Origin of the sequence: Nocardia sp. NPDC047038 (assembly GCF_040644075.1) — a bacterium.
GTDB lineage: Bacteria > Actinomycetota > Actinomycetes > Mycobacteriales > Mycobacteriaceae > Nocardia > Nocardia sichangensis.
The window spans coordinates 594,464-608,195 of sequence record NZ_JBEYVQ010000003.1 but is presented as its reverse complement, the minus strand read 5'-3'; the positions used below and the strand labels follow the sequence as shown (position 1 = coordinate 608,195).

13 protein-coding genes are annotated in these 13,732 nt (G+C 68.7%); 5 read left to right on the top strand and 8 right to left on the bottom strand.

The features are described from left to right. Together rpsN and rpsR are read left to right on the top strand one after the other, a co-directional pair. Positions 1–306 (top strand): 30S ribosomal protein S14, encoded by a 306-nt coding sequence (gene rpsN, locus ABZ824_RS15995; RefSeq protein ID WP_355074636.1) that lies wholly within the window; start codon positions 1–3, stop codon positions 304–306. A gap of 34 nt (positions 307–340) precedes the next feature. Beyond that, positions 341–595, top strand: a complete 255-nt coding sequence (gene rpsR, locus ABZ824_RS15990) for a 30S ribosomal protein S18 (protein ID WP_011211513.1) — start codon at positions 341–343, stop codon at positions 593–595. An 88-nt stretch (positions 596–683) separates the two neighbouring features. Here rpsR and ABZ824_RS15985 read toward each other — a convergent pair whose 3' ends face one another. Continuing rightward, the gene (locus ABZ824_RS15985) at positions 684–1,268 is read right to left on the bottom strand and encodes a LysM peptidoglycan-binding domain-containing protein (protein ID WP_355074638.1); all 585 of its coding nucleotides are present in this window, start codon (positions 1,266–1,268) and stop codon (positions 684–686) included. 212 nt (positions 1,269–1,480) lie between these two features. Between ABZ824_RS15985 and ABZ824_RS15980 the strand changes: the two genes are divergently transcribed. Then, entirely contained in the window at positions 1,481–1,942 is a 462-nt protein-coding gene (locus ABZ824_RS15980) for a hypothetical protein (RefSeq protein WP_356963830.1), read from the top strand. A gap of 219 nt (positions 1,943–2,161) precedes the next feature. Here ABZ824_RS15980 and purH read toward each other — a convergent pair whose 3' ends face one another. From purH to sucC, 6 genes are all read right to left on the bottom strand, one after another. Next, positions 2,162–3,733 carry a bifunctional phosphoribosylaminoimidazolecarboxamide formyltransferase/IMP cyclohydrolase gene (gene purH / locus ABZ824_RS15975; RefSeq protein WP_356963829.1) on the bottom strand — a complete coding sequence of 524 codons (1,572 nt, stop codon included), beginning with the start codon at positions 3,731–3,733 and terminating at the stop codon, positions 2,162–2,164. Then, on the bottom strand, positions 3,730–4,356 hold the full coding sequence (gene purN, locus ABZ824_RS15970; protein WP_356963828.1) for a phosphoribosylglycinamide formyltransferase: 627 nt from the start codon (positions 4,354–4,356) through the stop codon (positions 3,730–3,732). The genes purH and purN overlap by 4 nt, the downstream gene beginning before the upstream one ends. An 87-nt stretch (positions 4,357–4,443) precedes the next feature. After that, a complete protein-coding gene (locus ABZ824_RS15965; RefSeq protein WP_356963827.1) occupies positions 4,444–5,934 on the bottom strand; it encodes a DUF6350 family protein in 1,491 nt (496 codons plus the stop codon). 92 nt (positions 5,935–6,026) lie between these two features. Continuing rightward, positions 6,027–7,109: a DUF5336 domain-containing protein gene (locus tag ABZ824_RS15960; protein ID WP_355074648.1), complete on the bottom strand. Its 1,083-nt coding sequence runs from the start codon at positions 7,107–7,109 to the stop codon at positions 6,027–6,029. 410 nt (positions 7,110–7,519) lie between these two features. Next, the gene (gene sucD / locus ABZ824_RS15955) at positions 7,520–8,434 is read right to left on the bottom strand and encodes a succinate--CoA ligase subunit alpha (RefSeq protein ID WP_355074650.1); all 915 of its coding nucleotides are present in this window, start codon (positions 8,432–8,434) and stop codon (positions 7,520–7,522) included. Positions 8,435–8,460: 26 nt separating this feature from the next. Continuing rightward, positions 8,461–9,627, bottom strand: coding sequence for an ADP-forming succinate--CoA ligase subunit beta (gene sucC, locus ABZ824_RS15950; RefSeq protein ID WP_355074652.1), 1,167 nt, complete (start codon positions 9,625–9,627; stop codon positions 8,461–8,463). A 537-nt stretch (positions 9,628–10,164) separates the two neighbouring features. Here sucC and ABZ824_RS15945 point away from each other — a divergent pair. Further along, on the top strand, positions 10,165–11,454 hold the full coding sequence (locus ABZ824_RS15945) for a M23 family metallopeptidase (RefSeq protein ID WP_356963826.1): 1,290 nt from the start codon (positions 10,165–10,167) through the stop codon (positions 11,452–11,454). A gap of 440 nt (positions 11,455–11,894) precedes the next feature. Continuing rightward, on the top strand, positions 11,895–13,277 hold the full coding sequence (locus ABZ824_RS15940) for a DUF1731 domain-containing protein (protein ID WP_356963825.1): 1,383 nt from the start codon (positions 11,895–11,897) through the stop codon (positions 13,275–13,277). 111 nt (positions 13,278–13,388) lie between these two features. On the opposite strand, the gene ABZ824_RS15935 is transcribed toward ABZ824_RS15940, so the two are convergent. Further along, positions 13,389–13,703: a hypothetical protein gene (locus ABZ824_RS15935; protein ID WP_356963824.1), complete on the bottom strand. Its 315-nt coding sequence runs from the start codon at positions 13,701–13,703 to the stop codon at positions 13,389–13,391. Between the last annotated feature and the right edge of the window lie 29 nt (positions 13,704–13,732).

The following is a 13,732-nucleotide window of genomic DNA, read 5'->3' as shown; positions in this document are numbered from 1 at the left end:
ATGGCCAAGAAGTCGAAGATCGCGCGCGATCAGCAGCGCAGGACGATCGTGGCGCGATACGCGGGCCGCCGCGCCGAACTCAAGGAGCTCATCCGGAAGCCGGGTACACCGGAGGCCGAACGCACGGCCGCCCAGGCCGAACTGCGGCGGCAGCCGCGCGACGCCAGTCCGGTACGATTGCGCAATCGGGACGCCGCCGACGGACGACCGCGCGGTCACCTCCGGAAGTTCGGACTCTCCCGTGTGCGTGTGCGCGAGATGGCCCACCGGGGCGAGTTGCCCGGTGTGCACAAATCGAGCTGGTAGACAACCACTGATCTCGTGAGAAGGAACTCGTCATATGGCAGTCAAGCGAGCACCGTCGAAGAAGGTTCGCGCAGAGCAGGCCCGCCGTCCGAAGAAGAACCCGCTCATCGCCGCCGGCATCGAGACGGTCGACTACAAAGACGTGAACCTGCTGCGTACGTTCATCTCCGATCGCGGCAAGATCCGCAGCCGCCGGGTCACCGGGCTCACCCCGCAGCAGCAGCGCCAGGTCGCCGTCGCGGTGAAGAACGCCCGTGAGATGGCGCTGCTGCCGTTCACCAGCCGCTAGGCGCACTCCGCGACACGAGCGAACCGGAAAGACCCCCGATGCGCGAGCACCGGGGGTCTTTGTCGTCGTCGCTACCGAACCGGCCGGGTCACGGGATGGTCAGGACCTGGCCGGGGTTGATCGCGTCCGGGTTCGGGATGCCACTGGCGTCCGCGATCTCCTGGTAGCGGTTGCCGTCGCCGTAGAAACGCTCGGCGATGGCCCACAGGGTGTCGCCCGGCTCGACGGTGTAGGTGCGCGGCTCCGGCGCGGGCGGCGGAGGCGGCACCTCCTCGGCGGCGGGAGTCGCGACCTGCTCTTGCACCGGTTCCGCTTCCGGCTCCGGGGCGGGCAGCGGAGTGTCGGTGTCGGTGCCGGAAGCCCACAGCGCGCTGCCGTCGGTGCCGTACAGCACGACATTGCGATCCGCTTGCACGACCAGCCGATCGGCGGCCTGGTCGTTGGTCTCCGTCGCCCAGACCGCGCCGTCGCTCTTGTAGAGGACGAAGTTGCCGTCGTGCTGCAGCACGGCCCGCTCCACGCCTTGGTCGTGCGTCTGGGTGGCCCACACGACATTCCCGCCCGGCTCGGACAGCACTAGATTGCCGTCGTCCTGGAGGGTGAGGGTGTAAGCCCCGCCCTGGAGGGACTGCCCTCGCCCGAGTTCTTCGCCTACGCGCAGCGTGTCGACCACGATACTTCCTTTCCGGAAATAGCTGGTAGAGCATCCGACATGATGAGCGCCGCAACGGCTCCGGCGCGCATCTCCGCAGAACTTACTGCCCCCGAACGACTTTGGGAGCTATTACGCGCAGGGTTCGCGGAACGTTCACTGTGGGGTTCGTCCCAGTGCACGACGCACCCGCTGTGCGGTAGGTGAACCGACGCCGGGACTAGGGTGTCGGTATGGATCGGATCCAGGCCGGACGCGCCGCCACAGCTGTCGCCGTAGTGCTCGCCTGTCTTGCCGCCGCGGGCTGCGGCGGCTCGGACGACGAAGGGAAAACGCCGAGCACGAGCGCCTCTTCGAGCGCGGCGGCGCGCACGCCCACCGAGGACCCGCGCGGGAACCAGGGCAACGAATTCACCGCCGACCCGTCCATCGTCGGCGCGCATCCGATCCCATTCCAATCGTGGACACGATTGGGAGACAACAAGATAGCCGTGAACTTCGAAACCGGTTCGCCGGAGTGCTACGGCGTGGATGCCACGGTCACCGAGACCGCGTCGACGGTCACGGTCGAACTGCGCTCCGGCAGCCGCGCCGAGGCGGTGGGCCGGATGTGCGCGATGATCGCGATCTTCGGCACCCTGGAGGTACCGCTGAAAGAGCCACTCGGAAACCGCACGGTGCTCAGCGCGGTCTAGCGCTCGGTGCGCACGACAGGCTGGTCCCGCACTGTTCACTCGTAACCGAATAGCTGCCGGCTTGCGACGGGCCGCCTCGCACGACTCCTGATGCGCCCGAGCACAGTTCTCGGAGGGGACCACCGAAACCCTTGCCCGACCGCGCGATACGGGCGGGAATCGAACGAAGAACGCCGCGCCGGATCCTCGATCCGACGCGGCGTCGCGGAACCATCGAACTCAGTGGGCGAAGTGGCGGGCCCCGGTGAGATAGAGGGTGACGCCCGCCTCGCGGGCGACGTCGATGGTCTCCCGGTCGCGCACCGAACCGCCGGGCTGCACGATGGCGCGGACACCGGCCGCGATCAAGGTCTGCGGACCGTCCGGGAACGGGAAATAGGCGTCGGAGGCCGCCACCGACCCCTTGGCCCGGTCCCCGGCCCGCTGGACCGCGAGACCCACCGCGTCCACGCGGTTGACCTGGCCCATGCCGACACCGACCGAAGCGCCGTCGTGCGCGAGCAGAATGGCGTTCGACTTCACGGCCCGGCAAGCGCGCCAGGCGAACGCCAGATCGGCGAGCGTTTCCGCGTCGGCGGCCTCGCCGGCGGCCAAGGTCCAATGAGCCGGGTCGTCGCCCGGCGCGTCCAGCACGTCACGCTGTTGCAGCAGGGCGCCGCCGCTGATCGGACGCAGTTCGGCGCCCGCGCGCGTCGGCGGCTCGGCCACGAGGATGCGCACGTTCTTCTTGCGCTGCAACACCTCCACCGCGCCGTCGGCGTAGGACGGCGCGACGATCACCTCGGTGAAGATCTCGGCGACCTGCTCGGCCAGTTCCACGGTGACCTCGCGGTTCGCCGCGATCACCCCGCCGTACGCGCTCACCGGATCGCAGGCGTGCGCCTTGCGGTGCGCCTCCGCGATGTCGGCGCCGAGCGCGATGCCGCACGGGTTGGCGTGCTTGATGATCGCCACGGCCGGAGCCTCGTGGTCGTAGGCGGCGCGCCAGGCCGCGTCGGCGTCGACGTAGTTGTTGTACGACATCTCCTTGCCGTGCAACTGCCGCGCCTGCGCCAGCCCAGGGCTGCCGTCGCCGTTGGTGTACAGGGCCGCGGACTGATGCGGGTTCTCGCCGTAACGCAGCACCGCCGACCGCTCCCAGGTGCCGCCGAGCCACTCGGGGAACCGGACCGCCGTGTCCTCGGCCGTGTCGCCCGCGCTCAGCACGTTGGTCATCCAGCTCGCGACCGCAACGTCATAACTCGCGGTGTGCTGGAAAGCCTTGGCCGCCAGAGCTGTGCGTTCGGCCAAGGTGAAGCCGCCGGACTTCACCGCGGCCAGCACGTCGTCGTAGTCGCCGCTGTCCACGACCACCGCCACCGACGGGTGGTTCTTCGCCGCGGCGCGCACCATGGACGGGCCACCGATATCGATCTGCTCCACGCACTCGTCCGGCGTCGCACCACTGGCCACGGTCTGCGTGAACGGGTAGAGGTTAACCACCACCAGCTGGAACGCCTCGACACCGAGCTCGACCAGCTGATCGACGTGCTCCTGCTTGCGCGAGTCCGCCAGGATGCCCGCGTGCACCCGCGGGTGCAGGGTTTTGACCCGGCCGTCGAGGGTCTCCGGGAACCCGGTCAGGTCCTCGACCTTGGTCACCGGTATGCCCGCGCCCGCGATCCTGCCCGCGGTGGACCCGGTCGAGACCAGCTCGATGCCCGCCGCGTGCAGACCGGTCGCGAGCTCCACGAGACCCGTCTTGTCGTAGACGCTCACCAGCGCCCTGCTGATCGGCTTGCGTTCACTCACCGGAGAACTCGCTCATCTGGGATAACTGCCTTTCGTCCATCGGAGACAATGCCTCGCGTCGCGACGGCGGCGACGACCTCCGCCAGCAACCGTCGCTCGACGATCTTGATGCGCTCGTGCAGGGTGGCCTCGTCGTCACCCGGCAGCACCGGCACCGCCTCCTGCGCCAGGATCGGCCCGGTGTCCACGCCCTCGTCGACCAGGTGCACGGTGCAGCCGGTGACCCGCGCACCGTAGGCGAGCGCGTCCCGCACGCCGTGCGCGCCGGGGAACGCGGGCAGCAGGGCGGGGTGGGTGTTGATGATCCGTCCGCCGAACCGGTCCAGGAAAGCGGGACCGAGCAACTTCATGAAGCCCGCCGACACCACCAGATCCGGCTGGTGCTCGGCGACCGCCTCGGTGAGCTCGGCATCCCACGCGGCGCGGTCCGGAAAGTCCTTCAGCGCCACCCGGAAATGCGGTACGCCCGCGGCGTCCGCATGGGTGGTGGCCGCGCACAGCCGGTCGACGCCGACCGCGACGACCTTCGCCGGATAGCCGGGCGCGGCCGCGGCGTCCAGCAGGGCGTGCAGCAGCGAACCGGTGCCCGACGCCAGGACGACGACGGTGGCCGGCGTCGTCACGGGCTTCCACGAGGCATACGGGGACGTCAGCGCTCTACTCCCTGATCGATCGGATAGCGGACGGATGCGGCACCGCCGGGTTAGAGCCTAACGACCGTCCACCCGGTCACTATCCGGCAGGTCCGCCTCGACCACTTCGGCGTCGACGATGTCGCCCGCGGCGTGGTCGTGAGACCGACCGATGGTCTCGATCGCGGGCGGCTCGTCGACGAGTTCGGCGTCCAGCGGGGCCTCCAGCTCGGGCCGGTCGTAGTCGTCGTAGTAGTCGTCGTCCTCGTAGTAGCCGTCGTCGGTCTCGTAGTAGTCGGCGTAGTCGGCGTCGTCGTCAGGGTAATCGTCGTACGGATCGGTGTAGTCCGCCGGTGGGACGCCGACCGGCACGAGGAACCAGCGGGCGAACACCAGGCCCGCGTAGCCGGGGATCGCCAGCCAGGCGAACGTGACCGAGGCGAAGATCGGCAGGTGCAGGCCGACCCGGCCCACCTCGCCGAGTTCGCCGCCCGCGACCGCGCCCGCCACGGTCAGCGCGAGCGCGGCGAGCGCGGCGGAGACGAGCGTGGCCCACGGCGCGCCGATCCGGTCGGTGGAAGTGCGCGCGATGTCCAGCCCGCCGAGCACGCCGACCGCCGCGGGGATCAGCAGCACCACCGGCCACCAACCCGCCGCCGGACCGGTCGGCACCGCCGCGAGCAACGGAAACGCCGGTATCGGTCCGCCGACGACGGAGAACACCCCGAACGAGGCGACGCCGATCTGCGCGCTGGAACCGACCAGCACACCGACGGTGTGGATCACCAGGTTCGGCAGATACGCCAGCGAGAGCAGCGTCAGGCCGAGGACGCCGCCGACATTGCCCGCCGACTGATACATGTCGCCGAGCCGCGAAACGTGGGCGAGGAACGAAACCACCACCACAGCGCTCGCGCAACCCAGCAGGCGCAGGACGGACCGGCCCGCGCCGTAGAGGCCGGAGACCGCCCAATCGGGCAGCCGCAGCAGCACGAACAGCTCGCGCCGGAGACGGACGGCGATGCCGATGGCGGCGGCGAGCAGATACAACGCGGCGACCCACACGAAGGCGGCGAGGGTGTTCGGCGGTTGCAGCGCGATGACACCGGAAGCGTCTTCGGTGACCGCGAGGCAGACGATGGTGACCAGCAGCGGACCGCCCACCGCGGCGCCGACGATCCACCCGAGATCCGCTCGAGTGCATTGCGGCTCCACGGCGCGCGCGCATTCCCGCGCGGCCAGCCAGACCAGCAGGGCGGTGGGCAACAGCGGAAGCAAGCCGAGCGAGGTCTTGCCGATCACCAGCGGAACCTGGTGCACGCCCAACCAGGAGGCGGCGATCGCGCCGGAGGCGCCGTCCAGATCGCTGCCCGCCGCCAGGAGCGTGGCGAGCACGAGGACGACGAGGGTGGTCAGCCCGAAGGCGGACGGGCGGCCCGCTACGGCGATGAGCACCCTGGACCGCTCCGGGGTGAGGGACAGAAACCCGGCTTCGTCCGCGTCGGGGTGCGGCTGCGACGAGCGCGGCCCGCCGATCCGGCGGGCCGAGGAGTTTCTGGAGGAGCTCATGGCATTTCAGCGTGGCATCCTCCCCGGCGCGAACGGGTCAGGCGCGCCGCAGGCACGCGATCGCCGCACCGGGGAGGACGCCGCTGAGTTCTCTACTTGTTCTTGTCGTCCGAAGGACGGAATGCCTGGGTGGCGTCCGAGGACGGGTCGCCGCTCTGCTCGCCGCCGAACGGACCGCTCTGCTGGCTCGGCTGGCTCGGCTGGCTGGTCTGCGCCTGCTGCTGGCCGTAGCTCGGGGAACCGTAGGGCGACTGCTGACCGGACTGCTGCTGGCCGCCGAAGTGCTGAGTCACGCTCTCGTCGGGGCGCGGCTGCGCGCCGTACGGCGAACCCGGCTGCTGGGGCGCGCCGTAGGCCGTGGTCGGCTGGCTCTGGCCGTAAGGCGACTGCGGCTGTCCGTACGCCTGGCCCTGCTGGCTCTGCCCGTAGCTCGGCTGGCTCTGCCCGTAAGGCGACGGCTGCCCCTGCTGGGACGGGAACTGCGGCGGCGCGGACTGCGCGCCGTACCCGGCTTGCCCGTAGGGGCTCGCGCCGTAGCCGGGCTGCTGACCCGGCTGCCCGTAGGACTGCTGCCCCGGTCCGTACGACGGCTGCTGGCCGTAGCCGCCCTGACCGAACCCGCTCGGCGCGGCAGCGGGGCGCGGCGCGGGCGCCTTGAGGATGCCCACCTCGAACAGCGTCGCGGCGATCGCCACCGCTGCCTGCACGAAGGACAGCACGAGCAGGACGAACGCACCGACCTTCAGCTCGCTGCCCGAACCGAAGTTGAACGACTGGAACAGCAACGCGACGAAGCCGGCGGTCGAAGCCGCCGCGGCCGCACCGGTCCAGTTCTGCTTGGGCAGCAGCGACAGTCCGGCGAGCAGACCGCCGAGCAGCAGCAGGCCGAGCAGCGGCGAGCCGGACGCGACCTCGAAGAGGTTGGCCGTCTCCGTCGTGCTGACCGTGCGGCCGCCGATATCGATCGGCTTCCTGCCCAGGAACGGCAGGAAGCCGAGCAGGAAGTTGATCACGCCGAGCGCCGCTACGCCGACCACCAGGAAGAACGGCAGACCTTTGGCATCGGAACCGGTAGCGCTCGAACCTGAAGTGGCACCACCCGCGGCCGAACTCTGGCTGGATGGCGCTGAGGGCGAGGGTGTGTTGTACCCAGAGCCCCCGGTCGGGTAGGACATGTCGTCGTCTCCTAAATCGAGTCGTACATGGTCTTCACGGCTGGATTACTTCTGACGCTACTGCACTCCCTCGCCGAGGTCATCCCGCCGCGACGGCCGCGGCGAGCGGATTCGCCCGCATCACGGCAGGTCGCGGCGGTGTCCGGCGCGAAGCTCCTAGCGAGACCACCTACCGCTCCTTGAAACTGTTGCCCGCGATGGCGCTTTTCACACCACACGGATTCTCAATAGCGGGGAATTCCCGGTGACAACGAGATGAACCATCCGCCCGGCTGCCTCGTGATGGATAGCGAGGAGAACCGCGAGTGGCTGGACCGGACGCTCGGCTTCTGCCCAAGCCTGAGCCCCCGCCACACATGACGAAGGCCGCCCCCCGAATTCGGAGGCGGCCTTCGTGCACGGCGCGGAGATCAGGCGCTGATGCTGGCCTTCTCCAGGATCTCGCGAGCCAGCGCGGCGGTCTCGGACGGCGTCTTGCCGACCTTCACGCCCGCGGCCTCCAGCGCGTCCTTCTTCGCCTGGGCGGTGCCCGACGAGCCGGACACGATGGCGCCCGCGTGGCCCATCGTCTTGCCCTCGGGGGCGGTGAAGCCTGCCACGTAGCCGACGACCGGCTTGGTGACGTTGGCCTTGATGTAGGCCGCGGCCCGCTCCTCGGCGTCGCCGCCGATCTCGCCGATCATCACGATCAGCTTGGTCTCCGGGTCCTTCTCGAACGCCTCGATGGCGTCGATGTGGGTGGTGCCGATGACCGGGTCGCCGCCGATGCCGATGGAGGTCGAGAAGCCGAAGTCGCGCAGCTCGTACATCATCTGGTAGGTCAGCGTGCCCGACTTGGACACCAGGCCGATCGGGCCCTTGCCGGTGATGTTGGCCGGGGTGATGCCGACCAGCGACTCGCCGGGGGTGATGATGCCGGGGCAGTTCGGGCCGATAATCCGGGTCTTGCCGCCCTTCTCCACGTTGTAGGCCCACGCGTAGGCGGTGTCCTGCACCGGGATGCCCTCGGTGATGACCACCAGCAGCGGGATCTCCGCGTCGATGGCCTCGATGATGGCGTCCTTGGCGAACTTCGGCGGCACGAACGCGATGGACACGTCGGCGCCGGTCTCCTTGATGGCCTCGGCGACGGTGCCGAACACCGGCAGCTCGACCGCGTTGCCGTCCTTGTCGGTGTGCGCGACGGTGGTGCCCGCCTTGCGCGCGTTCACACCGCCGACGATCTGGGTGCCCGCCTTCAGCATCAGCGCGGTGTGCTTGGTGCCCTCGCCGCCGGTGATGCCCTGGACGATGACCTTGGAGTCCTTGTTCAGGAAGATAGACATTTCTTTTCGTCCTTACTCGGCCGTCGTTATCGGGCGGCTGCCAGTTCGGCGGCCTTGTCGGCGCCTTCGTCCATTGTCTGCGCCAGCGTCACCAGCGGGTGGTCGGCGTCGGCCAGGATCTTGCGGCCCTCCTCGACGCGGTTGCCGTCCAGGCGGACGACCAGCGGCTTGTTGGCCTCGTCGCCCAGGATCTCCAGCGCCTTCACGATGCCGTTGGCGACCGCGTCACACGCGGTGATGCCGCCGAACACGTTGACGAACACGCTCTTGACCTGGCTGTCGTTCAGGATGACGTCCAGACCCGCTGCCATCACCTCGGCCGAGGCGCCGCCGCCGATGTCCAGGAAGTTGGCCGGCTTCACGCCGCCGTGGCCCTCGCCCGCGTAGGCGACGACGTCCAGGGTGGACATGACCAGGCCTGCGCCGTTGCCGATGATGCCGACCTCGCCGTCGAGCTTGACGTAGTTGAGGTCGTTCTCCTTGGCCTTGAGCTCGAGCGGGTCGGTCGCGTCCTTGTCCGCGAACGCCTCGTGCTCCGGGTGGCGGAATCCGGCGTTCTCGTCGAGGGTGACCTTGCCGTCCAGCGCGAGGATCTCGTCCTGCGGGGTGCGCACCAGCGGGTTGACCTCGACCAGGGTGGCGTCCTCCGCGACGAACACCTCCCACAGCTTCTGGATGGTCACGGCCGCGGCGTCCAGCACGTCGGCGGGCAGGTGGCCCTGCTCGGCGATCGAGCGCGCGAACGCCAGGTCGACGCCCTTGACCGCGTCGACCGGAACCTTCGCCAGCCGCTCCGGCTTGGTCGCGGCGACTTCTTCGATCTCCATGCCGCCCTCGACCGAGCACATGGCCAGGTAGGTCCGGTTGGCCCGGTCCAGCAGGAAGGAGATGTAGTACTCCTCCGCGATGTCCTTGGCCTCGGCCACCAGGATCTTCTTGGTGATGTGGCCCTTGATGTCCAGGCCGATGATGTTCTGCGCGTGCGTGAGCGCGTCGTCCGGGGTCGCGGCGTACTTGACGCCACCGGCCTTGCCACGGCCACCGGCCTTCACCTGGGCCTTGATCATCACCGGCTTGCCGATTTCCTCCGCGATGGCGCGGGCGTCCTCGGCCGTGTCCGTGACGCGGCCCTCGGACGAAGGCACTCCGTGCTTAACGAAGAGCTCCTTCGCCTGATATTCGAAGAGATCCATGTACTCACCGTCTCGTCTGCGTTGTGATGACAACGTCTTTGTTGGCGGCCCGACGTCGGAAGCGGGTCGGGTCGGACTCTAACCAGTCACATGGAGGGCCAATCGGCCACGTTCATCCTAAGTGGCGCAGGTCACCCGGCGTCGTTCGGAGCGGCAAAACCGCTGGCCAACACTACTGGCGAGTAGGTTGCTGGCACCGCGCCAGGTAGAGGACGGAACCCGGGAGCGCGCCGGAATCTACTACAACTTGTCGTTGAACGACCTCTCAGGGGTGCCCATACCGCAGTGAGATATTCCGCGGGCTAAGCGTGATGAATCTCACATGTTTGTTACGGAAGCGGCGCACCGCTTGTCGCGGCTCAATCGTTTCGTTACCGTCAATGCGGTCGATGTCACAACACGGTCACGACTAGGAGGACGGCAAGCTTTGACGCAGCACAGCGCTCCGCAGACGGAGAGCCGCTCCGCATTCGACCGATCGACGCCGCTGGTCAAGCGGCTTTCGAGTTCCACCAGCTTCACGATGTGGCACCGCCGATGAACCACAGTTCCACCTTCGCTCCCACTGATCGCTCGCGGACGGGACATCGTTACCGCCCCGACGACGAGTCCTTCGCCCCGGCGAGCTACGCCGAGCCATCGTTCGACCCGCACTACGCCGGGTACGAGGCTCCGCAGGGCGAGTACGACTTGCAGGCCGCCGGCGCCGGATACGGCTTCGAGACCGAGTCGCCCGTCCACGACGGGGGCTACGACCAGCCGGCCCACGCGAACGCGGCCTCCGACAACTCCTGGGCCACGAACAACGCCTGGCCGCAACAAGATTGGGCCCAGCAAGAGGCCTGGTCCGATGGTGCGGCATGGAACTCCGGCGAGTCCTGGAACTCCGGCCAGGCGTGGAATTCCGGCGAGGCATGGGCCGAAGAGGAGACCTGGGCGCCCGACGAGCGAGCCTGGGTGTCCGACACCGGCTGCTGGGCTCCCGAGGAGTCCTGGGCGACCGAGACCGCCGAGCCCGAACCCGAGTCCGACGAGGAGCCGGGCGCACGTGCTCTTCCGACCGTCATCCCGGGGCGCCGTGCCACGAACAAGCGCGGTGGCGCGCACCGGGTGGCCGCGCCGCCCGCCGCGCTCAAGGGACGCGCCGCGGTGGCGGCCGTCGCCGCTGGCGCTGTCGTAGCGGCCGGACAGGCCGCGTTCGCCTCGCCCGACCAGCCCTCGCAGGCGGTCGACTACGAAGCCGCCGGACAGATCCACGAGATCGCCGCGCAGTCGATGAACGTGGCCGATCCGACGGCGGCGCCGGACTCACCGCAGGTGCTGAGCGTCTCCGCGCCGGCCAACCTCGATCAGTTCAACGACATCCTGCAAAAGGGCCAGAAGTACGCCGAGGACCTCGCCGCCCAGGAGGCCTCGAAGCTTCGGCCGCTGTTCACCAGGTTCGCCGCGGGCACTTTCACCTCCGGCTTCGGCGCCCGCTGGGGCGTGCAACACCTCGGCATCGACATCGCGGGCCCGATCGGCACCCCGATCTACGCCGTCGCCGACGCCACCGTGATCGAGGCCGGTCCCGCGTCGGGCTTCGGCATGTGGGTCCGCCTGCTGCACGACGACGGCACCGTCACCATCTACGGCCACATCGACACCGCCACGGTGTCGGCGGGCCAGCGTGTGCTCGCCGGTGACCAGATCGCCACGATCGGCAACCGCGGGTTCTCCACCGGCCCGCACTGCCACTTCGAGGTCTGGTTGAACGGCACCGACAAGGTCGACCCGCTGCCCTGGCTGGCCACCCGTGGCATCAGCCTCGGCCCGCAGCGCGACTGAGCGACGCCTCGACGCGTGCCTGACGCGCCTTCCCAGTCGGCTGGCCGCGACCCAGGCGGACCATGGATCGCACACGCCAGAGGTGGATGTACGCTCCTCCGCTGTGTTGGCGCACAATGAGCGCAGGTGCGAAACCGGTTACAGCGCATAGCTGCTCGCAGCAGTCCGGCCAGCCCGTGCTCGCCCATCGCAGCGGGCTGCTCACCATGAACGCGGGCGTGCGGCCCGGCTTCGGGTGCGAAACTTCGCCTCGTGCGCGGTCGCCTCATCCGTTCGGTAATTGCAAGTCGCGAATCCGCAATGGCCCGACGCGACCCCCTGTGGCGCGAGACTTCGCCCGCGCAGCCTGGCCAGCGCATTCTCGTTGAGTCGAGGTGTGTCGCGGTACATGACGATGCACACGATTCCCCCGTGGCAGACATCGGATTAGCGTCGAGCCCATGGCACGACGTACAACGACGTACACACAATTCATCGCGTTGCCTGCTGAACGGATCTGGGAGGTACTCGCCGATCCGCCGCGATGGCCGGAATGGAACCCGGGGATCGCGTCGGTGCGGCTGGACAGTCCGGTCGCAGTGGGCAGTACGGGAAGCTATGTGCCGCAGGGGCAGGCGCACCGCGCTTTGCACGGGCGCGCCGTGCTGCCGTTCATCGTCGCCGCTGTCCGGCCGGAACGGGAGCTGCGGATCGAGCAACCCGAACCGCTCGGGCGGATGCGGCTGACCTGGACCCTGACGCCGCGCGACGGCGGCACCGAAATCACCCAGCGGTTGACCTTCCTCGGCGCGTCGGCCGGTATGGCCCGGCTGCTCGACGCCGCGTTCCTGGAAACCGATGTGCGGGTGTGTTTCGCCCGCTTGGCCCGCTCGGCCGGACTCGAGCCCGCCGCCGACGCGCTCACGGTGATCATTCCGGGCGGCACCGGCGGGCTGGGCAGGCATGTCGCCGCCGACCTCACCTGTCGTGGGCATCGCGCCGTCATACTCACCCGCCGTCGCGATCCCCAGCTGCCGTTCGATCAAGCGGAGTGGGACGGCAAGTCGGTCGGCGAATGGGTTGCGGCACTCCGTAATCCAGGACGGACCGCGATCGTCAACCTCGCCGGGAAGCTGGTCGACTGCCGACCGACACCGGAGAACATCGCCGAATTACGGGCCAGCCGAGTGGATTCCACCCGCGCTCTGGTTGCCGCCGCCGCGACGCTGGACGCGCCGATCGACTACTGGGTGCAGGCGAGCACTACCGCGATCTGGTCCGATGCGGGCGAAACCCATTGCACCGAAAGCACTCCCCTGCCGATCGGGCTGCCGCAGATGACCGGCGTCGCCGAACCGTGGGAGCGCGCCTTCGACTCCGCCCGCGCAGCGCACTGGACGATTCTGCGCACCTCGATCGTGCTCGACTCACAGGCGCCCGCCCTGAAACGTCTCACTCAACTCACCAGAGCCGGGCTCGGCGGTCGAGTCGGGCCCGGCCAACAATGGTTCAGCTGGATCCACATCGAGGACTGGCTCGCGATCGTTCGCGCCGCACTCGGCCTCGATCCGGCGCTCGAACTGCCGAACGGAATCCTGGTAGCCGCCACCGATACACCGGTTCGCAACCGCGAGCTGATGCGCATCCTCCGCAAGCGCCTGCACCGGCCGCCCGCGCCGCCGACCCCGGAATTCGTGCTGAAGCTAGGCGCGCTCCTCCTGCGCTCCGATCCGGCCCTCGGTCTGACCGGCCGTCACGCCACGTCGGAGGTACTGCGGAAGGCAGGCTTCACCTTCCGTTATCCCACCCTCGACAAGGCGTCGACAGACCTGCTGCCGCATTGACACCGCGAAACGGACCGGTCATGCGGCCTCTCCGGCAGGATGGTCCACGCCAGGGAAGTACGGACCGTATCGCTCACGTCTACGCAGCGTCGGAGCCTCCGGACTGCTCGCCTACGATGCGTCCCGGGGAGCCCACTTGGACCGGACAGCGGAAACGAACGCAGCCGCTCCGCCCCAGCCCGGATCGATGACGATTTCGTATTCGGTGCTGTCGAACGCGTCCAACTGAACCACAGTGGTGTGGTTCTCATCGGTCGCGACAATCCGGCCATCGATCATCTGATCAACACCGTCCGCGAACTGTTGGATTCCATCCCAATCGAATGCCACTGCACCGGCGGACACCATCTCGTGGAACTGTGCCCAGGCGGGACGAGTGATTCCGGTGGACAATCGACCGAACGTCCCGTCGAACTCCTCGACCACCCACCGCCAGTTGTTCGGCGGGAACAACT

Excerpts from the sequence above, each read along its gene's own strand:
- rpsN (WP_355074636.1), top strand. The coding sequence starts at position 1 with ATGGCCAAGAAGTCGAAGATCGCGCGCGATCAGCAGCGCAGGACGATC.
- rpsR (WP_011211513.1), top strand. The coding sequence starts at position 341 with ATGGCAGTCAAGCGAGCACCGTCGAAGAAGGTTCGCGCAGAGCAGGCC.
- ABZ824_RS15980 (WP_356963830.1), top strand. The coding sequence starts at position 1,481 with ATGGATCGGATCCAGGCCGGACGCGCCGCCACAGCTGTCGCCGTAGTG.
- ABZ824_RS15965 (WP_356963827.1), bottom strand. The coding sequence starts at position 5,934 with ATGAGCTCCTCCAGAAACTCCTCGGCCCGCCGGATCGGCGGGCCGCGC.
- ABZ824_RS15960 (WP_355074648.1), bottom strand. The coding sequence starts at position 7,109 with ATGTCCTACCCGACCGGGGGCTCTGGGTACAACACACCCTCGCCCTCA.
- sucD (WP_355074650.1), bottom strand. The coding sequence starts at position 8,434 with ATGTCTATCTTCCTGAACAAGGACTCCAAGGTCATCGTCCAGGGCATC.
- sucC (WP_355074652.1), bottom strand. The coding sequence starts at position 9,627 with ATGGATCTCTTCGAATATCAGGCGAAGGAGCTCTTCGTTAAGCACGGA.
- ABZ824_RS15945 (WP_356963826.1), top strand. The coding sequence starts at position 10,165 with ATGAACCACAGTTCCACCTTCGCTCCCACTGATCGCTCGCGGACGGGA.
- ABZ824_RS15940 (WP_356963825.1), top strand. The coding sequence starts at position 11,895 with ATGGCACGACGTACAACGACGTACACACAATTCATCGCGTTGCCTGCT.